At 70.6% G+C, this 24,957-nt stretch carries 24 protein-coding genes; 15 read left to right on the top strand and 9 right to left on the bottom strand.

Features of this window, described 5'->3' with window-relative positions:
- The first annotated feature begins 20 nt into the window (after window positions 1–20).
- The gene (locus tag OP79_RS13765) at window positions 21–1,283 is read left to right on the top strand and encodes an MFS transporter (RefSeq protein ID WP_033320439.1); all 1,263 of its coding nucleotides are present in this window, start codon (window positions 21–23) and stop codon (window positions 1,281–1,283) included.
- A 201-nt stretch (window positions 1,284–1,484) separates the two neighbouring features.
- Here the strand turns inward: OP79_RS13765 and OP79_RS13770 are convergent, their stop codons facing one another.
- The gene (locus OP79_RS13770; protein ID WP_033320440.1) at window positions 1,485–2,378 is read right to left on the bottom strand and encodes an SDR family NAD(P)-dependent oxidoreductase; all 894 of its coding nucleotides are present in this window, start codon (window positions 2,376–2,378) and stop codon (window positions 1,485–1,487) included.
- Between the two features lie 96 nt (window positions 2,379–2,474).
- On the opposite strand from OP79_RS13770, the gene OP79_RS13775 reads away from it, so the two are divergent.
- From OP79_RS13775 to OP79_RS13795, 5 genes are all read left to right on the top strand, one after another.
- A complete protein-coding gene (locus tag OP79_RS13775) occupies window positions 2,475–3,140 on the top strand; it encodes a TetR/AcrR family transcriptional regulator (protein WP_033320441.1) in 666 nt (221 codons plus the stop codon).
- Window positions 3,141–3,238: 98 nt separating this feature from the next.
- Window positions 3,239–4,246 (top strand): permease, encoded by a 1,008-nt coding sequence (locus OP79_RS13780; protein WP_033320442.1) that lies wholly within the window; start codon window positions 3,239–3,241, stop codon window positions 4,244–4,246.
- Window positions 4,243–5,001: a TIGR03943 family putative permease subunit gene (locus tag OP79_RS13785; RefSeq protein WP_033320443.1), complete on the top strand. Its 759-nt coding sequence runs from the start codon at window positions 4,243–4,245 to the stop codon at window positions 4,999–5,001. Before OP79_RS13780 ends, OP79_RS13785 begins: the two co-directional genes overlap by 4 nt.
- Window positions 5,002–5,151: 150 nt before the next feature.
- On the top strand, window positions 5,152–5,661 hold the full coding sequence (locus tag OP79_RS13790; protein ID WP_033320444.1) for a SigE family RNA polymerase sigma factor: 510 nt from the start codon (window positions 5,152–5,154) through the stop codon (window positions 5,659–5,661).
- Window positions 5,651–6,403, top strand: coding sequence for a L,D-transpeptidase (locus OP79_RS13795; RefSeq protein ID WP_033320445.1), 753 nt, complete (start codon window positions 5,651–5,653; stop codon window positions 6,401–6,403). Before OP79_RS13790 ends, OP79_RS13795 begins: the two co-directional genes overlap by 11 nt.
- Window positions 6,404–6,500: 97 nt before the next feature.
- Here OP79_RS13795 and OP79_RS13800 read toward each other — a convergent pair whose 3' ends face one another.
- From OP79_RS13800 to OP79_RS13810, 3 genes are all read right to left on the bottom strand, one after another.
- Entirely contained in the window at window positions 6,501–7,445 is a 945-nt protein-coding gene (locus tag OP79_RS13800; protein ID WP_033320446.1) for an acyl-CoA--6-aminopenicillanic acid acyltransferase, read from the bottom strand.
- A gap of 402 nt (window positions 7,446–7,847) precedes the next feature.
- A complete protein-coding gene (locus tag OP79_RS13805) occupies window positions 7,848–8,552 on the bottom strand; it encodes a response regulator transcription factor (protein ID WP_051744631.1) in 705 nt (234 codons plus the stop codon).
- 67 nt (window positions 8,553–8,619) lie between these two features.
- Window positions 8,620–9,681: a PucR family transcriptional regulator gene (locus OP79_RS13810; protein WP_033320580.1), complete on the bottom strand. Its 1,062-nt coding sequence runs from the start codon at window positions 9,679–9,681 to the stop codon at window positions 8,620–8,622.
- Window positions 9,682–10,050: 369 nt separating this feature from the next.
- On the opposite strand from OP79_RS13810, the gene OP79_RS13815 reads away from it, so the two are divergent.
- From OP79_RS13815 to OP79_RS13835, 5 genes are all read left to right on the top strand, one after another.
- Window positions 10,051–10,566 carry a hypothetical protein gene (locus OP79_RS13815; RefSeq protein ID WP_033320447.1) on the top strand — a complete coding sequence of 172 codons (516 nt, stop codon included), beginning with the start codon at window positions 10,051–10,053 and terminating at the stop codon, window positions 10,564–10,566.
- 96 nt (window positions 10,567–10,662) lie between these two features.
- Window positions 10,663–12,180: a flotillin family protein gene (locus OP79_RS13820; protein WP_033320448.1), complete on the top strand. Its 1,518-nt coding sequence runs from the start codon at window positions 10,663–10,665 to the stop codon at window positions 12,178–12,180.
- Between the two features lie 120 nt (window positions 12,181–12,300).
- Window positions 12,301–12,786, top strand: a complete 486-nt coding sequence (locus tag OP79_RS13825) for a cation:proton antiporter regulatory subunit (RefSeq protein ID WP_033320449.1) — start codon at window positions 12,301–12,303, stop codon at window positions 12,784–12,786.
- A gap of 7 nt (window positions 12,787–12,793) precedes the next feature.
- Window positions 12,794–14,032: a cation:proton antiporter gene (locus OP79_RS13830; RefSeq protein ID WP_033320450.1), complete on the top strand. Its 1,239-nt coding sequence runs from the start codon at window positions 12,794–12,796 to the stop codon at window positions 14,030–14,032.
- A 124-nt stretch (window positions 14,033–14,156) separates the two neighbouring features.
- Window positions 14,157–15,173 carry an FkbM family methyltransferase gene (locus tag OP79_RS13835; protein ID WP_033320451.1) on the top strand — a complete coding sequence of 339 codons (1,017 nt, stop codon included), beginning with the start codon at window positions 14,157–14,159 and terminating at the stop codon, window positions 15,171–15,173.
- Between the two features lie 163 nt (window positions 15,174–15,336).
- Here the strand turns inward: OP79_RS13835 and OP79_RS13840 are convergent, their stop codons facing one another.
- The gene (locus OP79_RS13840) at window positions 15,337–16,197 is read right to left on the bottom strand and encodes a DUF1963 domain-containing protein (protein ID WP_051744632.1); all 861 of its coding nucleotides are present in this window, start codon (window positions 16,195–16,197) and stop codon (window positions 15,337–15,339) included.
- Window positions 16,198–16,670: 473 nt separating this feature from the next.
- Between OP79_RS13840 and OP79_RS13845 the strand changes: the two genes are divergently transcribed.
- On the top strand, window positions 16,671–18,170 hold the full coding sequence (locus tag OP79_RS13845; RefSeq protein WP_033320581.1) for an alpha/beta hydrolase: 1,500 nt from the start codon (window positions 16,671–16,673) through the stop codon (window positions 18,168–18,170).
- Between the two features lie 14 nt (window positions 18,171–18,184).
- On the opposite strand, the gene OP79_RS13850 is transcribed toward OP79_RS13845, so the two are convergent.
- On the bottom strand, window positions 18,185–19,384 hold the full coding sequence (locus tag OP79_RS13850) for a CaiB/BaiF CoA transferase family protein (RefSeq protein WP_033320453.1): 1,200 nt from the start codon (window positions 19,382–19,384) through the stop codon (window positions 18,185–18,187).
- Window positions 19,381–19,929: a MarR family winged helix-turn-helix transcriptional regulator gene (locus tag OP79_RS13855; protein WP_033320454.1), complete on the bottom strand. Its 549-nt coding sequence runs from the start codon at window positions 19,927–19,929 to the stop codon at window positions 19,381–19,383. Before OP79_RS13855 ends, OP79_RS13850 begins: the two co-directional genes overlap by 4 nt.
- Window positions 19,930–20,047: 118 nt before the next feature.
- On the opposite strand from OP79_RS13855, the gene OP79_RS13860 reads away from it, so the two are divergent.
- Together OP79_RS13860 and OP79_RS13865 are read left to right on the top strand one after the other, a co-directional pair.
- On the top strand, window positions 20,048–20,563 hold the full coding sequence (locus OP79_RS13860; protein WP_033320455.1) for a YceI family protein: 516 nt from the start codon (window positions 20,048–20,050) through the stop codon (window positions 20,561–20,563).
- 93 nt (window positions 20,564–20,656) lie between these two features.
- Window positions 20,657–21,499: a hypothetical protein gene (locus OP79_RS13865; RefSeq protein ID WP_033320456.1), complete on the top strand. Its 843-nt coding sequence runs from the start codon at window positions 20,657–20,659 to the stop codon at window positions 21,497–21,499.
- A gap of 143 nt (window positions 21,500–21,642) precedes the next feature.
- Here OP79_RS13865 and OP79_RS13870 read toward each other — a convergent pair whose 3' ends face one another.
- Window positions 21,643–22,218: a TetR family transcriptional regulator gene (locus tag OP79_RS13870; RefSeq protein WP_033320582.1), complete on the bottom strand. Its 576-nt coding sequence runs from the start codon at window positions 22,216–22,218 to the stop codon at window positions 21,643–21,645.
- Between the two features lie 75 nt (window positions 22,219–22,293).
- Between OP79_RS13870 and OP79_RS13875 the strand changes: the two genes are divergently transcribed.
- Window positions 22,294–24,084 carry an ABC transporter ATP-binding protein gene (locus OP79_RS13875; protein WP_245685316.1) on the top strand — a complete coding sequence of 597 codons (1,791 nt, stop codon included), beginning with the start codon at window positions 22,294–22,296 and terminating at the stop codon, window positions 24,082–24,084.
- Window positions 24,085–24,097: 13 nt separating this feature from the next.
- Here the strand turns inward: OP79_RS13875 and OP79_RS13880 are convergent, their stop codons facing one another.
- A complete protein-coding gene (locus OP79_RS13880) occupies window positions 24,098–24,916 on the bottom strand; it encodes a YceI family protein (RefSeq protein WP_033320457.1) in 819 nt (272 codons plus the stop codon).
- Between the last annotated feature and the right edge of the window lie 41 nt (window positions 24,917–24,957).

Below are 24,957 nucleotides of genomic sequence, written 5' to 3' on the forward strand. Positions count from 1 at the left end.
CCGACTCACTGGAGCCTTCCATGGCCACCGCAGAGACAGCCCTGTCCGAACGCGCCACCACACCGGCCTACCGCGACGGCAACGTGCTGCGCTGGCTCACCGCATACACCGCTTCCCTCGTCGGCGACAGCGTGTACTTCGTCGCCCTGGGCTGGTCCGCCCACAAGGCCGCCGGTCCCACCGAAGTCGGTCTCGTCATGGCCGCAGGGGCGTTACCACGGGCGTTACTCATGCTCGGCGGTGGCGTGGTGGCCGACCGGTTCGACCCTCGTCGGGTGATTCTCGGCAGTGACGCGCTGCGCTGTCTCCTCATCCTGTCGGTGGCCGCCGGCATCGCACTGACGGCGCCGGCTCTGTGGATCCTGGTCGCGGTGGCGCTCGTCTTCGGCGCCGTGGACGCACTGTTCGTACCCGCTGTCGGTGCCCTCCCGCCGCGGATCACCAGCCCGGATCAGCTGGCCCGGGTCACCGGCATGCGCTCGCTGTCGATGCGCCTCAGCCAGATCGCGGGCCCGCCGATCGGCGGTCTGGCCATGGGACTCGGTGGACCTGCAGCCGCCTTCACCGTCGCGGGCCTGCTCATCGCACTGTCCCTGCCGCTCCTGCTGACGATACGGATACGGCCCCTCGGGCCGCGCGACGAGAAGCAGCCGGAGCCCGGCACCGCGCGACAGGACCTGCTCGACGGGCTGCGTTACATCCGCCGCCACCGCCTCATCGGCCCGCTCGTCGCCGTCGGCGCTGTCTGCGAACTCGGGCTCATCGGCACCCTCAACGTCGGCATGGTGCTCCTCAACGCCGAACGCGGCTGGGGCCCTTCCGGCTACGGCTGGATCGTCAGCGGCTTCGGTGCAGGAGCAGCGGCCAGCGCCGCACTGCTCGCCATCGCCGGTTGGCTGCCGCGCGCCGGCCTGATGCTGGCCGGGACGCTGCTCATGGCCTGCGCGGGCGCCGCCACGATCGCACTGGTGCCGACCCTGTGGCTCGCCGTGGTGCTGGCCGCGGTCATCGGGCTGAACGCCGGCGTCTTCGGCAGCCTGGACAACGCCCTCATCCAGACCGCGGCGGACCCGGCCTATCTCGGCCGGGTCACCTCCGTCGTCATGCTCACCATGGTCGGTCTCGCGCCCCTCAGCTACCCGCTGGTCGGCGCCGCCATCGGAGCCTGGGGCGCCGCCCCGGTGTTCGTCGGCTGCGGCATCTTCGCCGGCCTGGGCGTGGCCATCGCCCTGGCCTCTGACGCGGTACGGCACGCCGAACTGCCCCGCAACGGTCACAGGTGACCCCAGGGAGAACATGGACATGGCGTGCCCACGCGCGCGCCGCCCGGGCCGCGGATTCGCCCTCGCGCCGGCTCCGCAGGTGTGGGATCCGGCACTGCTGGCCGGTTTGGATTTCCGGTGGCCCCGGCTTTGCCGTCACCGGCCCGTGTGACGACAAAGCCACGCCAACCTGATGAGCGAGACGCCGGCCCTCCCCAAGGCCTAGACCGGGAACTTCACGCCGGTGAGGTCTTCGGAGACGGTCCACAGGCGTTGCTGGACGGTCCGGTCGTGGGACTCCGGGCTGGACTCGACGGCCTTCGGGTGTCCTCGGTACTCGCCCATCCCGTCCGGGCCGTAGTACTGGCCGCCGCGGACGTCGGGGTCGGTGGCCGCGCGCAGGGTCGGCAGTGCGCCCATGTCCGGCTTGTGGCTTATCAAGGGCGCGATCACGGGGGCGATCACCCGCAGCACGGCGGGGGAGTTGCGCATGAGGTCGGTGTTGGCCAGACCCGGGTGTGCGGCCACCGAGATCGTGGTGCCGTGCAAGGCGAGGCGGCGTTGCAGCTCGTAGGTGAACATCAGGTTCGCCAGCTTCGACTGCCCGTAGGCCGCGACTCGGCTGTAGGACCGCTCCGACTGCAGGTCGTCGAAGTGGATGGCGGCCCGGATGCGGTGGGCGACGCTGCTGACCGTCACCACCCGCGAGCCCGGCACGGGCAGCAGCAGGTCCAGCAGCAGTCCGGTGAACGCGAAGTGGCCGAGGTGGTTGGTGCCGAACTGCAGCTCGAACCCGTCGCGCGTGATCTGCTTCGGCGGGTTCATCACACCGGCGTTGTTGATCAGCAGGTCGATCCCCGTGTGCGTGCCGTGCAGGTCGGCCGCGGCGGCGCGGATCGACTCCAGTGACGTCAGGTCCAGCTCCTGCACGGTGACGTCACCGGACATGCGGGCGGCCGCCTGCCTGCCCTTGTCGACGTCCCGCACGGCCAGCACCACCGTTGCCCCGTGGTCCGCCAGAGCACGGGCGGTCTCGAAGCCGAGGCCGGTGTTGGCGCCGGTCACGACCGCCACCCGGCCCTTCTGCTCGGGGATGTCACGCTCGGTCCACTTCATGTCAGTCTCCTTGTAGACCGTCGGTCTCTTATGGCCTCGACAGTAAGAGACCAACGGTCTGCTGTCAAGAGACCGCTGGTTTGTAAACTGGGACGCATGACATTCCAGCGCGCACGCAGCAAGGAGCAGCGCGAGATCCGGCGCCAGACGATCCTGGACACGGCGGCGGCGATGCTCGACGAGATGCCGGTGGCCGACCTGAGCCTGAACGAGCTGAGCCGGCGGGTCGGGCTGGCCAAGTCGAACGTGCTGCGTTACTTCGAGTCCCGTGAGGAGGTGCTGTTCGAACTGCTGGAGCGCGCCATGGCGAGAGCGCTGGCGGAGGTGCCGGACGAACTGGCCAAGGGTGTCGACCCACGCCTGTCGGCGCGTGAGCGCGGCGACCAGGTGGCCGCGGTACTCAGCGCGTCCCTCGCACGCCAGACGGTGCTGCTCGATCTCGTCAACGCCCAGAGCAATGTGCTGGAGCACAACGTGTCCGTCGACGTCGTGGTGCGGCACAAGCGGTCCGCCGTCGCCGGCATCACGGCCACGGCAGACCTCATCCGCCAGTACGTGCCGGAACTCGGCGACGGCGCCCGGACGGTGGCCATGATGACGTTGGTCCTGGCCGGCACCCTCTCGAGCTACTGCCGGCCCTCCGCCAGCGCGCTCGCCGCCTACGAAGCCGACCCCACCTTGATCGCGCTCCGCCTGGACCTGCGCGCCACCCTGGAAAACGCCGTCGCCACGCTGATCGCGGGCACACTGGCGCGCGCCTGACACCAAGGCACCGAGGTGTCCGCACAGCGGCACCGGTTAATCTGCCCGGACGTACGGAGGTACGGACGTACGACTGGGCGAGGCGGGAAGCAAGGGGCGTGGAGGAGCGAGGGAGTCTGGCCGACGGGGTGCGGTTGGCCGTGCGGGGGTTCGTGTATGTCGTCGTCGGGGGCGTAGCCCTCGTTGCGATCGTCACCGTCGGGTCCGTGCTCGGGCCGATGTTCGCGCTCGATCTCGCGACGCCCGCCATGGGGGCCTGGTGGACCGTCTTCACGGCCATCGCCGTGCAGGGGATGCCGTTTCTGCTGCTGGGTACGACGGTGTCGGCGGCGATCGGGGCGTTCGTGCCGGAGCGGGTCTTCAGCCGCGTACTGCCGAAGAAACCGGCGTTCGCCGTGCCCGTCGCGGGGGCGGCCGGGGTAGTGCTTCCCGGGTGCGAGTGCGCTTCCGTGCCCGTGGCCGACAGTCTGATGCGGCGCGGTGTCGCGCCCGCCGCCGCGCTGGCCTTTCTGCTGTCCGCGCCCGCCATCAATCCGGTCGTGCTCGTCGCCACCTCCATCGCCTTCCCGGGCAACCCGGCCATGGTCGGCGCCCGGCTCGTCGCCTCGCTCGGCACCGCCGTGGTGATGGGGTGGCTGTGGGTCCGGTTCGGGAAGGAGGAGTGGCTGCCCCGGCGGCGTACGACCGGCAAGGGCACGTCCCCTACCGGGTGGCGCGGGTTCCGGGACGGGCTGCAGCACGACTTTCTGCACGCGGGCGGTTTCCTCGTACTGGGCGCGGCGGCCGCGGCGACCTTCAACATCCTCGTCCCGCGCTCCGTGCTCGACCTCTTCACCGACTCGCCCTGGCTGTCGGTGCTGCTGCTCGCCGTACTCGCCGTCGTGCTGTGCGTCTGCTCCGAGGCCGACGCCTTCGTCGCGGCCTCGCTGACCGGGTTCTCGCCGACCGCGCGGCTCGCGTTCATGGTGGTCGGGCCGATGGTCGATCTGAAACTGTTCGCCCTCCAGGCGGGTACCTTCGGGCGGGCCTTCGCCATCCGGTTCTCGTCCGTGACGTGGGTCGTGGCCGTGGCGAGCAGTGTGGGTGTGGGGTGGTGGCTGCTATGAGGTTCCGTACGCAGGGGGTGCTGCTGCTTCTGTGCGGGGCGGCGTTGCTGAGGGTGTCCCTCTTCAGCGAGCTGTATCTGCGGTATGTGAAGGAGGGGCTGCGGCCGTATCTGATCATTTCCGGGGTGCTGCTGGTCGTGCTCGGCGTGCTGGGCCTCGTCAGGCGTGAGAACGGTGACGGCGACAGTCGTGATCACGGCGACGACGACCATGGCCATGAGGGTGAGGACGGGCACGAGGACCATCACGGTCACGACCACAGCCGCAGCCCCCGTATCGCCTGGCTCCTCGCCGCCCCCGCCCTCGCCCTCCTCCTCTACCCGCCGCCCGCCCTCGGCTCGTACAGCGCCGAGCGCGAGGAGGCGAAGGTCGCGGCACAGGGCGTCGGTACCTTCCCGAAGCTCCCGGCGGGGGACCCGGTCGAGCTCACCCTGAACTCGTTCGCGTCGCGCGCGCAGTGGGACAGCGGCGCGTCCATGAAGGGGCGCACCCTCCGGCTGACGGGCTTCGTGACGAAGGACGACGACGGCAGGTGGTACGTCGCCCGCCTCTTCGTCAACTGCTGCGCCGCCGACGCCGCGCCCCTGAAGGTCCAGGTCCGCGGCGCGAAAGCCCCCGCCCGCGACACCTGGGTCACGGTCACCGGCACCTGGCACCGCACCGGCACACCCGGCTCGGACGAGGCCCGCCCGGTCCTGAACGCCACCTCCGTGCAACGCGTCGACCAGCCCTCGAACCCGTACGAGAAGCGCTGAAACCGGCCGACCCCCGGCTGACCCCTCGGCCGACTCCCGTGTTGTGCTTCGATGTACGCGACCCAGGGACCCGTACACCCGACCCAGGGACCCGTACACGCGGCAGGGACGACCGGGTCGCACGGCGTCCCGCAGACTCCGGCGGGGGGCATGACCGAGGAAGAGTTCGACGCGTTCTACGCCGCCGCGTTCCCGCGGCTGACCGGCCAGCTCTACGCCTTCACCGGGGACCACAGTGAGGCGCAGGACGTCGTCCAGGAGGCGTTCGTACGTGCCTGGGACCGGCGGCGGGAGTTCCTGGCCGAAGGGGCTCCCGAGGCGTGGATCCGTACCGTCGCGATGCGACTCGCGGTGAGCCGCTGGCGGCGGGCGCGGCGTTGGCTGGAACTCGTGCGCCGCAATCCGCCGCCGGAGCACATGCCGGGGCCGGGGCCCGAGCGCACCGCGCTGGTCGAGGCGCTCAGGGCGCTGCCCGAGGCGCAGCGCAGGGCCGTCGTACTGCACCATCTGTGCGACCTCACCGTCGAGCAGGTAGCCTCCGAAACCGGTGCGCCCGTGGGCACCGTCAAGGCCCGGCTGTCCCGTGGCCGCGCGGCGCTGGCGCGGTGGCTGAGCGAGGCCGACGAACTGGCTGAGAGGGAGGACGATCGTGTCCGATGAGCCCCGGCCGCCCGCCGAGCCCCACCGCGAACTGGCCCGCACCCTCCATGAGTTGGCCGAGGACCACGAGACCCCGCTGCCTGTCCCGGGCGCTGAGATCCGCCGCCGTGCCGTACGCCGCCGACGGCGCCGTCACGCCTCCCTCGCCACGGTCGGTGCCGGCGCGGTGGCGGCCGTGTCCCTGGTCCTGAGCATGGCGTTCGTCGGCGGAAAGGACGGCGGCGGAAAGGACGGCCACTCCAGGCCGCCCGCGCCGCCCGCCGCCACGCTGAAGGCACCGGGCCCCTCGTCCGTCGCCGGCTCGGTGCCCGCCGCGACCGTCAACCTCTCGCGGCGTGAACTGGTCGTCGGGGGACGCGTCCTGCCCATCTCCGCGGGGGCGGCCAAGACGCCCACGCCGACGGGCCGTATGACGGTCACCGGCAAGTACAAGGTCGCCGTCCTGCCCGCCGACACGCTCGGGTTCGGGCGGGGGTACGAGACGAAGACGCCCTGGGTGATCCAGCTGCGTACCCCCCAGAACCGTACGAACTACATCGTCGCCTTCACCCTGGACGAGAAGGCGCCCGGCAACTACGACAGCACGGCGGGCTGGATCGGGCTGCGCCGCGGCGACGCGGAGTGGCTGTACAGGCGGATCGAGCCGGGGGCGGTGGTCGCGGTGGTGGGAGCCGCGCCTACGCCGACGACAGATGCGCCGCCTGCTCCGGCGCGGACGATGCCGAGCGGCACGGCGTCGTGACGTACCGCTGTGTCGGTACGTACGCCTATGTCCGTACGAACGGCCGTGTCTGTACGTATGCCAGTTCCCGTGCCCGTGGGGCATGAGCCGGACGGCGTCATTCCGCCCGTCCCATGGTCACCGTCCGCGTCCCCGGAGTGAAGTCGGTGAAGGACTGGTCCCAGCTTTCGGTGGGCCAGTGGTAGGTGACCTGGCCCTCGGTGGGGCGGTAGTGGGCGGTGTAGACGGTGCCCATGCCCGTGTCGTACGCGGAGTTGTACAGCGGTGGCTTCAGCAGTGCCGGGAGGTCCGGACCCGCCGCCCGGACCGTGGCCAGGCGTTCCTGGGTTCGGCTCTGCTCTTCCTGCTCGTCCGAGACCGGCAGGTGCTGGTGGTTGGTGGCGCAGGCGTCCGGAGCCTCGGTGAGGGGGATGTCGGGGCCGACGTACACGGTCATGGCGCGGTCGGCGTCGACGAGGGTGACGTTCTGGGGGATGGCGATCGGGATCGTACGCAGCTTGTCGACGGCCTCGTCGACCGTCTCGCAGGTCTCCAGGAGGTAGCGCAGCACGATGAGGATGGCGAAGCCGGGGCCGTGCACGAAACGTCCGCCGAAGGTGAGCGAGACGGCGAGCCCGGCGTCGTTCATGCCGTCCAGGAGACCCCAGCCGGCGTCCTGCATCCCGATCACGGGGCGGAGGAAGTGGGAGGCGACGATGGTGCCTTCGCAGTCGGCGGGGTCGAAGTCGTAGTTGCGCATGAGGGTGCCGCCGACTCCGATCTGGCTGCAGCCCGCGAAGAACGGTCGTATGCCGGCGAGAGTGAGGAAGGTTTCGCCCCTGGGGCGGTCGAGCCCGGCCGCGAGCCGGTCGAGTACCGGTACCAGTTCCGGCATATGGACCTCGAACAACTCCCGCGCGCGGGCCGCTCCCTCCGGGGTCTTGCTCTCCTCGGTCAGCCACCCGTCCGCGGCCGGCCACAGGGCCTGCGTATGAGCGACCCAGACCCCATCGCTGCCGTCACCGACATCGATGGCACGAAAGGTCTTCTGCTGCTGGGGCACGACTGGGGCTCCCTTGGCGGGGCGGGGTCAAGTACGGTCAACTTACCGAAATTCAGGGCGAATTCACCAGGGCTCCGATCAGCCCACAGACTTGCGGCGGCGCACCAGTAGACCCAGGCTTTCCCGGACCCCGGAAAAGCCCGCACCCCAACGAACCGGCACCCTCCCCCCGGCGGGAGGGGTCGTGGGCCGGTGCGTCGTATGCCCGTCGCGTAGCTTCGGTCTCGGAGAACCCGCACCGTGTACCAGGCCAGGGCCGTATGCCCTGTTGGCGACGGGCTGACGCACCGGCCCACGACCCCGCACCCCCCACCCACCCAGGGGCGCGGGGAACTGCGCGACCAGCCACACTCAACCCGCAGTCGCCAACGGACCGAACCCACCACCCCTGGAGGCACCCGTTCAACCGGCGGAGGCCACCCCCGTCTGCCAGGCCCACGCCGCGATCTCGACACGGTTCCGAGCAACCAGCTTGAGTTGGACGCTGGCCAAGTGGGTCTTCACCGTGGAGAGGGAGACGTACAGGTCGGCGGCGATCTCAGCGTTGGTGCGGCCCAGGGCGACCAGGCGTACGACGTCCAACTCGCGGTCGGTGAGCGGTTCTTGGGGCTTCGCCGGGGGCGGTGCGGCCGGGGCGGGCGTCGCCGTGGCGGCCGTGACGTGCTTGAGGAGGCGGACCGTGACGGACGGGGACACCAGGGAGTCGCCCGCCGCGGCCGCGCGTACCGCCTCGGCGAGCAGAGTGGGGCCGGAGTCCTTGAGGAGGAAGCCGCAGGCTCCGCCGCGGAGGGCCCCGTAGACGTACTCGTCGAGGTCGAAGGTGGTCACCACGACGACCCGCATCGGGTCCGGGACCTCCGGTCCCGCCAGCAGCCGCGTCGCCTCCAGACCGTCCATCTTCGGCATGCGGATGTCGAGCAGGCACACGTCCGGCCGGGTCTCGCGGGCCAGTGCGACGGCCTGCTCCCCGTCCGCCGCCTCGGCGACCACCGTGATGTCCGGCTGCGCGTCCAGGAAGAAACGGAAGCCGGTACGCACCATGTCCTGGTCGTCGGCGATCAGGACGCGGATGGGGCGGTCGCGCTCGGTCGTGGCTCGCTCGGTCATGGCCGAATCCTGCCGTACGGGGCCGAGGGGCGACGACTCCCCCCGAACCCCGCTCGGAAACGCCGACTCAGAACTCCTTCTCCGGCCAGTCCAGCAGCCGCGCCCCGATCACCGCCGTCTGCAGCGTGTACCGGTGCACCGGGTCCGCGGGATTCGCGCCGGTCAGCCGGTGGATCCGGTCCAGCCGGTAGGTGAGGGCCCGCACGCTCAGCGACAGCCGACGGGCCGCCTCCGCGGCGACGCAGCCCGAGGCGAAGTACTCGGTGAGGGTGTCAAGGAGGGGCCGGGCACCGCCGCGGGCCTGCTGCAGCGGGCCCAGAGCATTGAGCACCAGGTCCGCCATGGCCTGGCGGTCGCGGGTGAGGACGGGGTAGACGAGGAGGTCGGCGGCGCGGAGTACGGGGGCGTCGAGTTCCAGGCGCTCGGCCAGGTCGAGGGCGTTCAGGGCCTCCTCGTACGACTGGACGACCCCGCCGGGCCCGGGCTGGGGGCGGCCGATGGCGACCTGACCGCCGTCGGTCGCCGCGTACGCCTGCTTGGCGAAGAAGGCGAGGACCTCGTCCTGGTCGCCGGGGGCGATACAGACGAGCCGCCCGTCCTTGGTGGTCACGAGGATGCTGCGGTCGCCGAACCGGCCGATCAGCGCGAGCTCCACCTCGCGGGAGACGGCGTCCCCCTCGTCGTACCCGGCCCTGCCCTGCGCCACGGCGACGGCGTGGGCGTGCGAGAGACGCAGCCCGAAGCGTTCGGCGCGCTCGGCGATCCGGCCCAGGTCGCTGCGTCCGTACAGCAGGTCGTCGATGAACTCCCGCCGCGCCGCCTCCTCCTGGCGTACGGCCTGACGCTGGGCCCGCTCGTAACCCTCCGCGAAGGCGTCGACGGTCTGCTCGACGGCGGCCAGCACACTGTCCGTGGACGCGAGGTTCGCGGCCGGCCAGTGGGCGCGGGCGGCGGCGAGATGCGCGCCGACGAGGGCGCGGAGCCCGTACCCGGCCTCGGCGGCCCGTTCGCCCAGCGCCCGGCGGGAGTCGAGTTCGTCGCGGGTCAGCCGGCGGCCGGTCGCGGAGGCGTCCGCGAGGATGGCGGCGAGCCCGTCCAGATACTCCTCGGGCACGTCCCGCCCCGCCATCAGCACCCCCGGATACGTCATCAGCCCTTGACGCCTTTCTAATTTCTAACGCATACGCGGCTGGGGTGAACCGCCAGGGAGTGGTTCGCTGCCGGAACAGGGCACAGGGCTGGGCCCCGGTGCTGGTGTCTTCCCCCTCGACACCCGGCACCGGGGCCCGTATCCGTCCCCCGTAGCTCCCCCGTGCTCCCCTTGTTTCCTGCCCCGTCATCCTGGCCCGCGGCCGGCCCCCTGCACATGGGCCGGAACCGGCATCAAGACGGCGTAAAGATTGCCGGAGTACGGCAGTGTGCGATGGGGCACATGCCTGAGATGATTTCCGTACGCCGAGGTGGTCGGCGTACGCGGGGGACACGGGGGGCGTACCGCATGACCTTCTTTCTCGGTCTCGGCATCGCGGGGATCGTTCTGCTCGTCCTGGCGCTCGTCTTCGACGGGGTGCTGGAAGGGATCTTCGACGGGGTCGGGGTGCTGGACGGGCTGTTCGACGGGCTGCTGTCGCTGCCGGTGATCGCCGGGTTCGTGTCGATGCTCGGCTTCACGGGGGCGATCGTCCTGGGGACAACCGGGCTCGGCGCCGGGCCTGCGACTGCCGTGGGCGTCGGCGCGGGTGCCGGGGCGGGCTGGCTGACCTGGAGGTTCAGCCGGGCCCTGATGCGGGACGATCCCGACGTCACCCCGCGCAGTGAAGACCTGGTGGGTTCCTCGGGCTCCGTGGTCACCGCGATCCCGGCCGACGGCTATGGCGAGGTGCTGGTGTATCTCGCGGGCCAGCCGGTGAAGTACGCGGCCAAGAGCGCCGTTCCCATCGCGCGGGGCGCCGAGATCTGGGTCGAGGCGACCTTGTCGACGACGTCGGTGAAGGTCCGCCCGGTCGAGCGCTGACCCGCACACCACACTCCACGCAGCACACCCCACACCCCGCACATCATTCGTACGCACCGATCTGCCGTCCACGGGGCCGGCAGGGGGGAATTCATCATGAGTCCAGTCCTCATAGCCGTCGTCGGAGTCGTCGTACTCCTCGTGCTGCTCGCGCTCGTCGTCGTCACCCGCTACAAGGTGGCCGGGCCGAGCCAGGCGTTCATCGTCACCGGGCGGCGCGGCAAGAAGTCCACCGACCCGGAGACCGGCCGCATCTTCACCGACAACAGCGGCCAGAAGGTCGTGGTCGGCGGCGGCGTGTTCGTCGTGCCGTTCGTGCAGCAGAAGTTCACCCTCGACCTGTCCTCGCGGCACATCCCCATCTCGGTGCGCGGCGCGGTCACGCTGCGCGGTGTCAAGGCGAACCTCGAAGGCGTCGCCATCGTCAAGGTCGGCGGTTCCGAGGACTCGATCCGGGCCGCGGCCCAGCGGTTCCTGATGCAGCAGAACGGGATCGTCGGCTTCACCCAGGAGGTGCTCTCCGGCGCGCTGCGGTCCATCGTGGGCCGGATGTCGGTGGAGGACATCATCCGGGACCGGGCCGCGTTCGCCGGTCAGGTGGCGGAGGAGGCCGAGGCGAGCCTGTCCGGGCAGGGCCTGGTGCTCGACGCCTTCCAGATCCAGGACATCACCACCGAGGGCTCCTACCTGGAGGACCTGGGCCGTCCGGAGGCCGCGCGGGCCAAGCAGGAGGCCGACATCGCGGAGGCCGTGGCCCGCCGGGCCGCCGAGCAGGCGCGGCTGAAGGCGGAGGAGGAGATCGCGATCGCACAGCGGACCTTCGCCCTGAAGCAGGCCGAGATCAAGGCCGAGACGGATGCGGCGGCGGCGCAGGCCAACGCCGCAGGTCCGCTTGCCGAGGCCGCTCGTCAGCAGGACGTCCTGATCCAGCAGGAGAAGGTGGCCGAGCGCCAGGCGGCACTGAAGGACCGTCAGCTCGACACCGAGGTACGTAAGCCCGCCGACGCCCGGCGGTACGAGGCCGAGCAGGAGGCGGAGGCCAAGCGGGTGGCCCGCGTGAAGCAGGCCGAGGCCGAGCGGCTGGCCGCCATCGCGGCCGCGCAGGCGGAGGCCGAGCGGGCGCGGCTGTCGGGTGAGGGCGAGAAGCAGCGCCGCTCCGCGCTGGCCGAGGCGGAGGCCGTCGAGGGCCTCAGGCAGGGTGAGGCCGAGCGGTCCCGGCGTGCGGCGATCGCGGAGGCGGTCCGGCTGGAGGGTGAGGCGGAGGCCGCCGCGATCGGGGCGACGGGTGCCGCCCAGGCGGAGGCCATGCGGAAGAAGGCGGACGCGTTCGCGCAGTACGGCGACGCGGCCGTGCTCCAGATGCTCGTCGAGGTGCTGCCGCAGGTCGTCGCCAAGGCCTCCGAGCCGCTCTCCGCGGTGGACAAGATGACGGTGATCTCGACGGACGGCGCCAGCCAGTTGTCGCGTACGGTCGCCGACAATGTCGCGCAGGGCATGGAACTCCTCAGCTCCACCACGGGAGTTGACCTCGCCGAGCTGCTGAAGGGGATCACGGCGGGCAAGACGGCCGTATCCGCGGAGACGGCCAACGGGAAGATCGAAGTGACCGGCTGACCGTGGAGGCCGGCGTTCCGCCCAGGGGCGCCGGCCTTCATGTGGGTTGCGTACGGTGCGTGTGTGGGGCGTAGACAGCCCCGTGGACACGTACGTACGGGATCGGACAGGGGACCAGCCATGGGCACACCACGCCTGAGCAGTACACCGTTGCCGGGGATCGGGGTGCGCTACGACCTGACGACACGTGAGCGGCGCCGGCTTTCGGTGGTCGCGCACCGCGACGGCGACCGGACGTTCAGCGCGTACCGCACGGACGACCCGGACGCCTGCTCCCTGTCCGTGCATCTGACGCCGAAGGAGGCGGCGGCCCTGGTGGACGCCCTGCTGCCCACGCATCACAGCCCGAACCTGCTGTCCACCACCGAGCTTGGCCTGGTGGCCGAACGCCTCGAACTGTCCGGGAGCTCGTACTGGAACGGACGGCTGCTCGGCGAGACGCAGATGCGTACCGAGACCGGCGCCTCGATCGTCGCCGTGCTGCGTCGGGCGGAAGCGATCCCGTCGCCGGCGCCGGACTTCCGGCTGGCCGGCGGGGACATCCTCATCGTGATCGGCACCCGTGAGGGCGTGGAGGCGGCCGCGGCGATACTCGGACGGGAGTGAACCGGCAGTGCACACCTCCGCGGTTTTTCTGATCGAGTTCGGTGCCATCATCCTCGGCTTGGGGCTGCTGGGCCGCTTCGCCGGACGGTTCTCGTTCTCGCCCATCCCGCTGTATCTGCTCGCCGGACTCGCCTTCGGGGAGGGCGGCTTGCTGCCGCTGGGCACCAGCGAGGACTTCGTGGCGATCGGCGCCGAGATCGGCGTCGTACTGCTGCTGCTCATGCTGGGCCTCGAGTACACGGCGAGCGATCTCGTCTCCAACCTCAAGACCCAGTACCCGGCGGGCCTGGTGGACGCCGCCCTGAACGCCGTGCCGGGCGCGGTCATGGCGCTGCTGCTCGGCTGGGGTCCGGTGGCCGCCGTGGTCCTGGCCGGAGTCACCTGGATCTCCTCCTCCGGAGTCATCGCCAAGGTCCTCGGCGACCTGGGGCGGCTCGGCAACCGTGAGACTCCCGTGATCCTCAGCATCCTGGTGCTCGAAGACCTGTCGATGGCCGTCTATCTGCCGATCATCACCGCGCTGCTGGCCGGCGCGGGCCTCGCCTCGGGCAGCGTCACGCTGGCCATCGCGCTGAGTGCGGCGGCGCTCGTCCTGATGGTTGCGGTGCGGTACGGCCGCCTCATCTCCCGTTTCGTCTCCAGCGACGACCCCGAGAAGCTGCTCCTGGTCGTACTCGGCCTGACCCTGCTGGTCGCCGGGCTCGCCCAGCAGCTCCAGGTCTCGGCGGCGGTGGGCGCGTTCCTGGTCGGCATCGCGCTGTCCGGGGAGGTGGCGGAGGGCGCGCACAATCTGCTCTCCCCGCTCCGGGACCTGTTCGCCGCCGTGTTCTTCGTCTTCTTCGGCCTGCACACCGACCCGGCCAGCATTCCGCCGGTACTGCTGCCCGCGCTCGCTCTGGCCCTGGTCACCGCCGTCACGAAGATCGCCACGGGTTACTGGGCCGCCGGGCGGGCTGGGATCTCGACGAAGGGTCGCTGGCGGGCGGGTGGCACGCTGGTGGCGCGCGGCGAGTTCTCGATCGTGATCGCCGGGCTTGCGGTCACGGCGGGCATCGAACCGTCCCTCGGGCCGCTGGCCACGGCGTATGTGCTGATCCTGGTCATCGTCGGCCCCCTCACGGCTCGCTTCACGGAGCCGGTGGCCACGCGCCTGACGGCCGTTGTCCGCCGTCGGGCGGCGACGCCGCCTCCGGAGGCGGAGGCGGAGGGTGCGCCGGAGCCGGCGGGGCGGGGGCCTCGGCCCTGAGAGCATGGGGCAATAGCGTTCCGGGATCTGTGTGAACGCCCGCGGGGCTGCTTCCGGCGCCCGCATGAACAGGAAGTTATGAGATCGGTTCAACTAATGGCCTCTCGCATGTAAAGGTGTCTGAATGCAGACCCTTTACAGGCGACTACTCAAGCTGGCCCCCAAGCTCGGGGTGCAGGTGCTCGATATCGGTCCGGGAGAGGCCCTGGTCTCCCGGCGACGCGGCCGTGCCCGGATCTCTCTGGAGGCGGGGGCGGATCTGCTGGCCCGCCGAAGCAGCGGTTACGCGGTGACGCCCGTGGGGCCGGACGCGTGGCTGGTGAGCCGCAGTCGTGGCGGAGGGCCCAAGGCCAAGCCGAAGACGGCGAAGTGGAAGAACGCCGCGCTCGGGCAGACCGGGGCGCACCTGCTGTTCGATCCGGAGGCGGCGAAGGGCGACGAACGCGTCTTCCAGCTGGCCGCCGCCGATTACCTGTGCGCCCACCATGTGAACGGCCTGCTGGACAAGTACCAGGTGAACGTCGTCTTCGACGTGGGCGCCAACGCCGGCCAGTACGGCAGCCGCCTGCGCCGCCACGGCTACACCGGCCGCATCGTCTCCTTCGAGCCGACCGCCGAGCACTTCGCCAAGCTGCAGAAGAAGGCGGAGAACGACCCGGACTGGCACGTCTACAACTGCGGCCTCGGCCGTGAAGAAGCCACCATGGAGATCCACTCCAACTGGAACTCCATGAACTCCCTTCTCCCGCCCACCGAATACGGCAAGGGCCGCTATAAGCGGTTCGCCAAGTCGACCATGGAGCAGATCGAGATCCGTCGCCTCGACGCGGTGATGGACGAGGCACTGGACGGCATCGCCGACCCGCGGCCCTACCTGAAGATGGACACCCAGGGCTACGACCTGGAGGTCTTCGCGGGCGCCGGCAAGCGCATCGACGACTTCGTCGGCATGCAGTCCGAGGTCGCCCTCCTGCGGCTCTACGAGGGCAGCCCGCAGATGCACGAGGCTGTGGCGATCTACGAGGAGGCGGGCTTCGAGATCACGGGCATGTACCCGGTGACTCGGGAACCGGCTACGGGGCGGGTTGTGGAGTTCGACTGCGTGATGGTTCGCGCGGCTGCGGTTGCCTCCGACGGTTGAGCGGTTGGGGCCGCGGAGCGGTGCGGTGCGCGCGAGCGTCCGGACCGGTGGGTGTGGCGCGAGAATGTGACAGTCGAGCGGGAGACTGTCACATTCTCACGAGAAGCCCTCGCGCCCTCCAGTGCCTGTGTCCGATCCAGCGACGAAACTGCCCAGGCCCGGGTCAGGGGTTCCAGAAGACCGAGGTGAACGCGCGGTCGAAGCGCCGCGCGGCCAGGTCCCCGCGCTGGATCACCCAGTGGACGGTGGCGCTCTCCCAGCCCTGCACGTCCATGCCGGCCTGCCAGTCGGCCAGGAGCACCCAGTCCGACACGTCACCCGAAACCGGCCCGTCCCACCGGCCCGCTTCCGCCGCTCTCACGGCCCTGGACACGGCAACGGCGACCGGGTCGGTATAGACGGCCTCCTCATCGGCGTATCCCCCGATCTGCAGCGGCCCCTCGGGGGCGATGGCGTCACGGGTGCTCTCCCAGACCGCGACGAGTTCCCCGGAGCGGGGATGCCCGGGAAGCGGCCCGCTCCCCGGCTTGCCGAGGAGTTCGACCGCCTCATGGCAGGGCAGCGACACATTGGCCGTCGCCCGCAGCGGACCCTGCGGGAACTCCTTGAACATCGCCTCGTAGTCATCCCAGTCGGAGGAGTTCCAGGCGTGCCTGTCCCGTTCCGCCACGGCCGAGCCGGCGGGGACGTACACCACACTGCCCATGGTTTCGTCATCGTCGGCGGTCTCGGGGAAGGCGAACAGCAGCAGGTGGCCGTCGGGTGGCAGGGGCAGGTCCGTCGCGTCGGCGGGCAGGGCCGCGAGGTCGATGGAGGCGACGAAGGGGTGGGCGGGGTCCGGGGTATCGGCCGGAAGCAGGAGCGGACCGCCGAATCGGCCCACGACCGGCCCGTCCCCGTCCCGCGTCAGCGTCGTGCAGGGGCGGGCGGTGGCCAGCCATCGCTCCACGTCGTCGACGGGTATGTCCTGCGCGATCGCCTTGTCACGAAAGGGACTTAACCGGTCCCACATCTCAGGGGTCATGGGCAAACCGTAGAGGGAGGGACTGACACAGCAACTTCGAGCCGTGGCGCTCCGCTGGGGGCGCGGTTCGTAAGCTGCGGGTTCGTTGTGGCTGGTCGCGCAGTTCCCCGCGCCCCTTAGGTGGGTGGTGGGTGTGGGGCCGCGATCCGGTGCGTCAGCCCGTCGCAGGGCGGGCATACGGCCCTGGCCTGGTACAAGGCCCTGGTCCTCCGAGACCGAAGCTACGCGACGGGCATAGGACGCACCGGCCCACGACCCCTCCCGCCGGAGGGAAGCTGCGGGGTTCGTCGGGGCGCGGGGCTGTGTCGATGTGCGGCTCCGCCGCGATGGGGGTCCCCCCGCTCGAGCGCAGCCGAGAGTGGGGGAGCGACCAGCCACGACGGACCCGCAGTCGCCCACTCGGGTAAACCCCCCTCAACATAGGCCAGTTGGCAGGATGGGGCGTTCGGAGGCGAGCCGCGAGGCTCGTGGTCATGACGAAGACCAAGCGAAACGCAGCCCTGATCGCCGCCTCCGCCATCGTCCTGGGGATCACCGCACCGCTGACCGTGGCGTCGGCCTCGACCTCCGCCCCTCCCAGAGCAGTTGAAGGTTCCCTCGACTGGACGAAGTGCGAGGGCACCGGCCTTGACCCCCGGCAGGAGTGCGCGACCGTCAAGGTGCCGATGGACTACGCCCACCCCGACGGCAAGAAGATCGGCATCGCGATCTCCCGTATCCCCAGCGAGAAGCCTCAGGCTCGCCGCGGCGCGCTGCTGCTCATCCCCGGCGGGCCCGGCGGCAGCAGCCTCAACAACCCTTCCGGCAAGGGGCAGAAGCTGCCGCAGGACGTGCGGGACACGTACGACCTGATCGGGTTCGACCCCCGAGGGGTCGGCCGTTCCGCCCCGGTCAGCTGCGAACTGGAACACGAGGACCTCGCCCTCTCGAAGCTGCGCCCCTGGCCCGCCCCCGACGGCTCCGTCACGGAGAACATGGCGAACGCCCAGCGACTCTCGGACGCCTGCGCGAGCAACGGCGGCGAGATGATGCGCCACATCAGCACCGCCAACGAAGCCCGCGACCTCGACCGTATCCGTGCCGCGCTCGGCGAGCGGAAGCTCTCCGCGTGGGGTGTCTCGTACGGGACGTATGTCGGCGCCGTCTACAGCCAGTTGTTTCCGCACCGCACCGACCGCATCGTGCTGGACAGCAACGACAATCCCGATCCCGTCCGGGTGCAGCGTGCCTGGCTCGCCTCGTACGAGGTCGGCGTGGAGGACAACTTCCCGGAGTTCGCCAAGTGGGCGTCGGCGCCCGGCAATCCGGACCGGGTGGCCAGGACGACGGCCGAGGTGCGGCCCCTCTTCCTGCGCCTCGCCGCACGCCTCGACCGCGAGCCGATCCCCTGGCCCGGCGCCAACCCGGAGGAGCTGAACGGCAACGTCCTGCGCCAGACCATGCTGGACACCCTTGCCGACCCCGACAACTACCCCGCCCTGGCCAAGCTGATCCTGGCCGCGCGGAAGGGGACGGTACCGCCCGCGCCCCCGGTGCCGCCCGAGTCGGTCCAGCAGAACGTCACCGCGGTCGGGGCCGCGACCATCTGCAACGACGCCGCATGGCCCAGGTCAACCGCCGTATACCAGAAGGGAGTCGACAAGAGCCGCGCCAAGTACCCGCTGACCGCCGGGATGCCGAGGAACGCGATGGTCTGCGCAGCCTGGCCGTACGAGCCGAAGGAGCCCCCGGTACGCATCACCGACCGCGGCCCCTCCAACATCCTGCTCGTCCAGAACGAGCGTGACGTCGCCACTCCGCTGAGCGGCGCCCTGAAGCTCCGCAGTGCCCTCGGCAAGCGCGCCACCATGGTGACCGTGAACTCCACCGGCCACGGCGCCTACCTCGCCAACGGCAACGAGTGCGGCGACCGGACCGTGTCCCGTTTCCTGGCCACGGGGGAGCGGCCGGGGCGGGACGTCTACTGCGACTGACGTCCGAGGCCGCGTCAGATGACCTTGGCGGCGCGGAGGCCGTCGATGGCCTCCGCGCTGTGCCCCAGTTCGGCCAGGATCCGCTCCGTGTGCTCGCCGACTGCGGGGACGGGGTCCATGCGGGCGGGGGTGCCGGCCAGGTCCACCGGTGGCAGGAGCGCCGGCACCGCACCGCCGCCGGGAAGTCGTACGTCCTGCCATCGCTCCCGCGCGCTGAGTACGGGATGGGCGAGGAACTCCTCCACGTCGTTGACCCCGGCGTTCGCGATACCGGCCTCGTCCAGCAGCTTCTCCACCTCGCGGCTGCCGGACCGGCTGAACCGCTCGGCCACGATCGCGTTGAGCTCGTCGCGGTGCGCCACCCGGTCCGAGCCGGTGGCGAACCGCGGATCGTCGATGAGCTCCGGACGTTCCAGGAAGCGCTCGCACAGCGCGACCCATTCGCGCTCGTTCTGGATCGAGAACAGCACGTCCTTGCCGTCGGCCGCGGTGAAGGCGCCGTACGGGGCGATGGTGGCGTGCTGGGTGCCGATGCGGGGCGGCTGGGTTCCGCCGTGGCGGGTGTAGTAGGCGGGCTGGCTCATCCACTCGGCCAGCGCTTCGAAGAGGGAGACCTCCACGGCCCGGGCGACGCCGGTGGTCGCGCGGGTGTAGAGGGCGGTGAGGATTCCCGAGTACGCGTACATCCCCGCGGCGATATCGGCGACCGACACCCCCGCGCGGGCCGCTCCGTGCTCGTTCCCGGTCAGGGAGACCAGGCCGGTCTGGCACTGCACGAGCAGGTCGTACGCCTTGCGGTTCGCCCACGGTCCGCTGCTTCCGTAACCGGAGATGGAGCAGGGGATGAGGGAGGGGTGCCGTGCGGCCAGGTCCGCCGCGCCGAGGCCGAGTCTGGCTGCCGCGCCGGGGGCGAGATTCTGGACGAACACATCGGCGCCGCCCAGCAGTTGCTCAAGGATCTCCCGGCCCTGTGCCGACTTCAGGTCGAGGGTCAGGGATTCCTTGGACCGGTTGAGCCATACGAAATAGCTGGACTCTCCGTCGACCGTGGTGTCGTACCGCCGGGCGAAGTCCCCTTCTCCCGGCCGCTCCACCTTGATGACCCGCGCCCCGAGATCGGCCAGTTGGCGCGTGGCGAAGGGCGCGGCCACGGCCTGCTCGACGCTCACGACGGTTACGCCGGTGAGCGGGAGTGGGGCGGGGTGCCCGGTCACGGGGCGCTCCTGTCCGGCGACTCGTCCGGCTGGCGGTCAGCGTCCGCGGTGCCCGGCAGCAGGCCGCCGCACAGGGCAGCGCGTCGCTCGGGGCCGAGGGCACGGGTGACGGCGTCGGTGATGGCGTGCGCGAGAGGGGGCGAGGTGTCTTTCAGGAGCCGGCGTGCCTTCTCGGTGAGGGTCACTTCGATGCCGCGCCTGTCGCCGCAGACCGAGCCCTTGGTGACCAGTCCGGCGTGCTGGAGGCAGGCGACCTGATACGTCAGCCGGGTCTTGGGGCGGCCCAGTAGCTCGGCGATGCGGGTCATCCGCAGTCCGCCTCCGGGCTGGTCGGCCAGCAGGCACACGATGAGGAACTCGTCGTGCGAGATCCCGAGGGCGTCCTTGACTCGGGATCGCAACTGCTGCTCGACCGCGCCGGCCGCGGCCAGCAGATGCATCCAGGCGCGCAGCTCCGCCGGCAGCAGCCCGCTCTCGTCCGAGGGGGCGCGGTCCTCCGAGGGATCGCGCTCGGGCAGGTCGGTGGGGGCGGTGGAGTCGGCCATGATGCTCCATTCTACCGGTTGTCCAATTTTGGATGACGCGCTAGCGTGTGACTGTCCAATTTTGGATAACTGCATTCAATGACCCAGTCATGCACGCCCCCCCGTCAGGAGAAACCTCATGTCCGTCGCAGTCGAAACCGGCCTCTGGCAGCTCGACCCCGCCCTCTCCACCGTCGCCGTCCGGCAGAAGACGATGTGGGGCATGGTCACCGTGAACGGCACGTTCGCGGGGATCACGGGCGACGGAGAGGTCCGCCCCGACGGTTCCGCCAGCGGCACGGTGACTCTCGACGCCGCCTCTCTGGACACCAAGCACGAAAAGCGCGACAAGCACCTGCGCTCCGCCGACTTCTTCGACGTGGACCGGCACCCCACCATCACCTTCACCGTACGCAGCTGTGTCCCGCGTACGGACGACACCGTCGAGGTCTCCGGGCAGCTGACCGTCCGCGGCGTCAGCCGTCCCGTGTCCTTCACCGCCCGCGCCACCGACTCGTCAGCCGACGCGGTCACCCTGGCCGCGGAACTGACCGTCGACCGCACCGAGTTCGGCATCTCCTGGAACCAGATGGGCATGATGCGCGGCCTGACCACCATCACGACCAGCCTCCGCTTCGCCCGCGCGTCGGCCTGACGGACAGCAAGGCCGAGCCCGGGGCAGGCAACCTCTGCCCGCCCCGGCGGCGACCTGTGTGTGAACCCCCGTCCCCCACCGGGAGGAGTCACCATGGGCAAGTACCTTGCGCGTCTGATCGTCGTCTTAGCCGTGCTCGTCGCTGCGGCCGGTGCGTTCGCTCCACGTACCGAGGCTGCCGAGGAGTGGGATCCGCCCGCGGAGCTGGTGCAGCCGCTGGGCGAGGTGTGGAACCACGTCGAGTCGACCTATCCCGACCTGTACGGCTTCCGTAACTACGGGTGGGACCAGGTCATGGCCAACAAGGGGAGCGTCAACTACTGCGTCCGCTGGGAGTCCGACGCCCCCGTCAGCGCCGCGTTACGCGACCGGATCCACGCCGCGCTGAAGAAGCAGTTCGGGACGTGGATGGCCGCCATGGTCGACGGCGGTACGGGGCACAATGCGTGGCCGTACACCGAGGTTCCCGTCAACATCGTCGGCTGGGCCGTCAAGGACCGCTCCACCCTCCAGTGGACCGACAACTCCGTCGACATCTACACCGGAATGCTGGACGAGGGCGGAGCCCCGCAGTGTGCGCCCGACTGCGGCCGCTTCTTCCACCAGGACGGCGACTACTCGCAGTGCCCCGGCGGCCCTGCCCGCCACTACGACCAGTCACTGTGGCTGACCAAGGAGTTCCAGGGCGGTGCCGGCGGTGACTGGGGGCAGCGGGTCGGGCAGGAGTACTTCACCGGTGCCCTGGACCAGGAGAACATCCACGTCTACCTCCACGAGGTCGGCCACACCTTCGGCCTCGACGACTTCTACGACTGGACCCCGACCGGCCAGTGCTGCTTCCTGATGAAGGCAGGCAGTGCCAGTCAGATCACGGAGTTCGACAAATGGATGCTCCGCGACTTCTGGCGCCATCTGAAGAGCAGGTACGGCTACTGAGAGCTGAGATGCGTTGTCGTCAGCGGCAGGTGAGCCGCTGAGCCGGTGAGAGCGACGCCCCAATAGATCACCTGGATCACCGTGCCGATGGCCGGACCCACGCCCGTCGCAGTCGCTGCGACGGGCGTGCTGTTCCTGGCCCCTTACGGGGCTACGGCCTTGCGGAGCGTGTGCAGGCACAGCGTCAGGGCCGTGTGCCTGGGGGTTTCGTAGTCGCGGGCCTGTTCCCAGGCCGTGTAGAGCAGGGCCCACAGGACGTTCTGGATCCAGTAGGCGTCGGGTTCGGGGTCGAGCGTGCCCTCCGCCTGGCCGCGGCGGATCAGGCGCAGGAGTGCCTTGTCGGCGGGGGTCTCCTCCTCCCAGCCGGACCAGTTCCTGAACTGCGGCATGTCGAAGATCAGCATGAGGCGGTCGCCGAGTTCGAAGAACTCCTGGCAGAGCCGCTCCAGGGCCTTGAGAGCCGGGCCGTCTTCGAGCCGGGCCCGCTCGGTCGCCACCGCGACACTGTCGAGGACGTCCGCGCCGATGGCCGTCAGCAGGGCGGACCGCTCGGGGAAGTAGCGGTGAACGGTGGTGCGCCCCACACCGGCGGCCGCCGCGACATCGGCGAGCGACGCGCTCTGGTCGGTGGACAGGAGCGAGACGGCGGCGTCGAGGATGGCACGCCGGGTTCGCGCGCGCGTCCCGCTCTCGGTCACCGCAATGCGGTCGTCACTCATGCCCATACGGTAGCGCGCCATTCCGGACCGAAACTCGCTTGCCCGTATTGGAACAATGGTGTTCCACTACGTGCCATGACTGTTCCTGAAACTACTGAACGGGACGCGGTCGCGCCACGGCTGCGTGTCCTGTGGTCGTTCGCCCGGCCACACCGAGCCGCACTCGTACGGGGACTCCTGCTGGCCTTGGTGGGTTCGGCGCTGGGCCTTGCCACGCCGATGGTCACCAAGTGGGTGCTCGACGCGCTGGGCGAGTCGGCCTCGCTGACCGGCCCCGTTGTCGCCCTGCTGGTGCTGCTCGTGGTCGGCGGAGCCGTCGGGTACTGGCAGTGGTCCATGCTCGGCGCGCTGGGAGAGCGCGTGGTCCTTGAGGCCCGCGAGTCGATGGTGCGGCGTTTCCTGCGGGCCACCGTGCCCGCCGTCACCCGGCGCCCGACCGGTGAGCTGGTCACCCGCGTCACCTCCGACACGGTGCTCCTGCGCGAGGCCGCCACCGGCGCGCTGATCGGCCTGATCAACGGCACGATCATGCTGGTGGGGACCCTGGTCCTGATGGGTGTGCTCGATCTCGTGCTGCTCGGCACCACCTTGGTGGCGGTAGTGGTGATCGCCGTACTGTTCGCGGTCCTCATGCCGGGGATCGCCACGGCGCAGCAGCGGGCCCAGGAGCACATAGGGCGGCTCGGCGGCGTACTTGAGGGCACGCTGCGGGCCATCCGGACGGTGAAGGTGAGCCGCGCCGAGGACCGTACGGCCGAGCGGATCGTGGCCGACGCGCGCGCCTCGGCCGAGTACGGCGTACGCGCGGTCCGCCGCGAGGCGCTGGCCTGGATGATCGCGTGGTCCGGCATCCAGTTGGCGATCATCGCGATCCTGGGCGTGGGCGCCTGGCGGGTCGGTGAGGGGCACCTGGAGGTGTCGAGCCTGATCGCCTTCCTGCTGTACGCGTTCGGCCTGATGGAACCCATCACCGAGCTCAGCCAGAACCTCACCGCGCTCCAGGCCGGCATCGCCGCCGCGGAACGCATCCGCGAGACCGACGACCTGCAGACCGAGACCACCGCCCGCCCGGCGCCCCCGACCCCTCCCGCACCGGGTGCAGACCTCCGTGACGACACCCCCGTACTGGAACTGAGGCAGGTCACCGCTGCCTACGGCCCCGACGCCGAGCCTGCCGTACGAGGTATCGACCTGACCGTCCCCCGGTACGGGCACACTGCGATCGTCGGCCCCTCGGGGGCGGGCAAGACGACCCTCTTCTCCCTCGTCCTGCGCTTCCTGGAGCCGACGGACGGCGAACTGCTCCTGGACGGCCGCCCGTACCGCGACCACACCCACGACGACATCCGGGCGCGACTGGCGTACGTGGAGCAGGACACCCCGATCGTGCCCGGGACCATCCGCGACAACCTGCTGCTCTCCCGCCCGGACGCGACGGACGAGGAACTGCGCCGGGTGCTGCACGACGTCCGGCTGGCCGAGAAGATCGACACCCTCGACGAGGGTCTCGACACGCCCCTGTCGTCCACGACCGTCTCGGGCGGCGAACGCCAGCGCATCGCACTGGCCCGCGCCCTGCTGCGTACCCCCGACGTACTGCTCCTGGACGAGGCGACCGCCCAGCTCGACGGCCTGACCGAAGCCGCCGTCCACGACTGCATCCGCTCGCGCGCCGGCACCGGTGCCGTGGTCACGATCGCCCACCGGCTGTCGACCGTGATCGACGCGGACACCATCGTGGTGATGGAGGCGGGCCGTATCCGCACCCGTGGCAGCCACGAGGACCTGCTGACGACGGACACCCTGTACCGCGAACTGGTGGAGGCCCTGCGCATCGCCGCGACCACGGCGCCGGCCGCACGGTGAGCCGGTGCATCGGTCACATCTGCGGCAGCCGCTCCCCCTGCACCGCCTGCACGTCCAGTGACACCTTCAGCGTCGCGCCGACCGCCGAGATGCCCGCCCGTACGACTTGGTTGTAGTTCATCTCGAAGTCCTCGCGGCGCAGCTGAGTCGTGGCGCGGAACGCCGCCCGCACTCCGCCCCAGGCGTCGGGGCCCGTGCCCAGGTAGGCGAGGTCCAGGTCGACGGGGCGTGCGACGCCGTGCAGGGTGAGTTCGCCGTGGACGGTCCAGCGGTCCGGGCCTGTGGGGCTCAGGCCGGTCGAGTGGTACGTGATCTCCGGGCACCGTTCGGCGTCCAGGAAGTCCGGGGACCTGAGGTGGTCGTCGCGCGTGCCGTTGCCGGTGCCGATCGAGGCGGCGCGGATGGACGCCTCGACCCGGGACTTGGCGGCGTCCTGCGCGATCTCGATACGCCCGCCGAAGTCGGTGAAGCGGCCGTGCACGCTGGAGAGGCCCAGATGCTGGGCCACCGCCTCCACCGAGGAGTGCGCCGGGTCGATCGTCCACGGACCCGGCGGCGGCAGCTCGACACCCGCCTGCCGGCCGAGGACGACCTGGCCGAGCTCCGCACGGCCGCTCGCCGTGACGAGCGCGGTCGAGGCGGCGGGCGCGTACCCCACCGCGGTGACGATCGCCGTGTACGAGCCGGGCTCGAGGTGCACGTCGTCCCGGACGGCGCCCTCGGCGTCCGCCTCGGCGCGCAGGATCTGCGTACCCCTCATGTCGGTCACCGTGACCACCGCGTGTGGCACGGCCCAGCCGTCCCGGGTGCGTACCGATGCGCTGAGTGCCATAGCGTCTCTCGCCTCTTCCGTTCTCGTCCGTGCGTGCGTTC

The sequence above is a fragment of the Streptomyces yerevanensis genome, assembly GCF_000716805.1.
Taxonomy (GTDB): Bacteria; Actinomycetota; Actinomycetes; order Streptomycetales; family Streptomycetaceae; genus Streptomyces; species Streptomyces flaveus.

Excerpts from the sequence above, each read along its gene's own strand:
- OP79_RS13765 (WP_033320439.1), top strand. The coding sequence starts at position 21 with ATGGCCACCGCAGAGACAGCCCTGTCCGAACGCGCCACCACACCGGCC.
- OP79_RS13770 (WP_033320440.1), bottom strand. The coding sequence starts at position 2,378 with ATGAAGTGGACCGAGCGTGACATCCCCGAGCAGAAGGGCCGGGTGGCG.
- OP79_RS13775 (WP_033320441.1), top strand. The coding sequence starts at position 2,475 with ATGACATTCCAGCGCGCACGCAGCAAGGAGCAGCGCGAGATCCGGCGC.
- OP79_RS13785 (WP_033320443.1), top strand. The coding sequence starts at position 4,243 with ATGAGGTTCCGTACGCAGGGGGTGCTGCTGCTTCTGTGCGGGGCGGCG.
- OP79_RS13790 (WP_033320444.1), top strand. The coding sequence starts at position 5,152 with ATGACCGAGGAAGAGTTCGACGCGTTCTACGCCGCCGCGTTCCCGCGG.
- OP79_RS13805 (WP_051744631.1), bottom strand. The coding sequence starts at position 8,552 with ATGACCGAGCGAGCCACGACCGAGCGCGACCGCCCCATCCGCGTCCTG.
- OP79_RS13810 (WP_033320580.1), bottom strand. The coding sequence starts at position 9,681 with ATGGCGGGGCGGGACGTGCCCGAGGAGTATCTGGACGGGCTCGCCGCC.
- OP79_RS13815 (WP_033320447.1), top strand. The coding sequence starts at position 10,051 with ATGACCTTCTTTCTCGGTCTCGGCATCGCGGGGATCGTTCTGCTCGTC.
- OP79_RS13820 (WP_033320448.1), top strand. The coding sequence starts at position 10,663 with ATGAGTCCAGTCCTCATAGCCGTCGTCGGAGTCGTCGTACTCCTCGTG.
- OP79_RS13825 (WP_033320449.1), top strand. The coding sequence starts at position 12,301 with ATGGGCACACCACGCCTGAGCAGTACACCGTTGCCGGGGATCGGGGTG.
- OP79_RS13835 (WP_033320451.1), top strand. The coding sequence starts at position 14,157 with ATGCAGACCCTTTACAGGCGACTACTCAAGCTGGCCCCCAAGCTCGGG.
- OP79_RS13840 (WP_051744632.1), bottom strand. The coding sequence starts at position 16,197 with ATGACCCCTGAGATGTGGGACCGGTTAAGTCCCTTTCGTGACAAGGCG.
- OP79_RS13845 (WP_033320581.1), top strand. The coding sequence starts at position 16,671 with ATGACGAAGACCAAGCGAAACGCAGCCCTGATCGCCGCCTCCGCCATC.
- OP79_RS13855 (WP_033320454.1), bottom strand. The coding sequence starts at position 19,929 with ATGGCCGACTCCACCGCCCCCACCGACCTGCCCGAGCGCGATCCCTCG.
- OP79_RS13860 (WP_033320455.1), top strand. The coding sequence starts at position 20,048 with ATGTCCGTCGCAGTCGAAACCGGCCTCTGGCAGCTCGACCCCGCCCTC.
- OP79_RS13865 (WP_033320456.1), top strand. The coding sequence starts at position 20,657 with ATGGGCAAGTACCTTGCGCGTCTGATCGTCGTCTTAGCCGTGCTCGTC.
- OP79_RS13870 (WP_033320582.1), bottom strand. The coding sequence starts at position 22,218 with ATGAGTGACGACCGCATTGCGGTGACCGAGAGCGGGACGCGCGCGCGA.
- OP79_RS13875 (WP_245685316.1), top strand. The coding sequence starts at position 22,294 with ATGACTGTTCCTGAAACTACTGAACGGGACGCGGTCGCGCCACGGCTG.
- OP79_RS13880 (WP_033320457.1), bottom strand. The coding sequence starts at position 24,916 with ATGGCACTCAGCGCATCGGTACGCACCCGGGACGGCTGGGCCGTGCCA.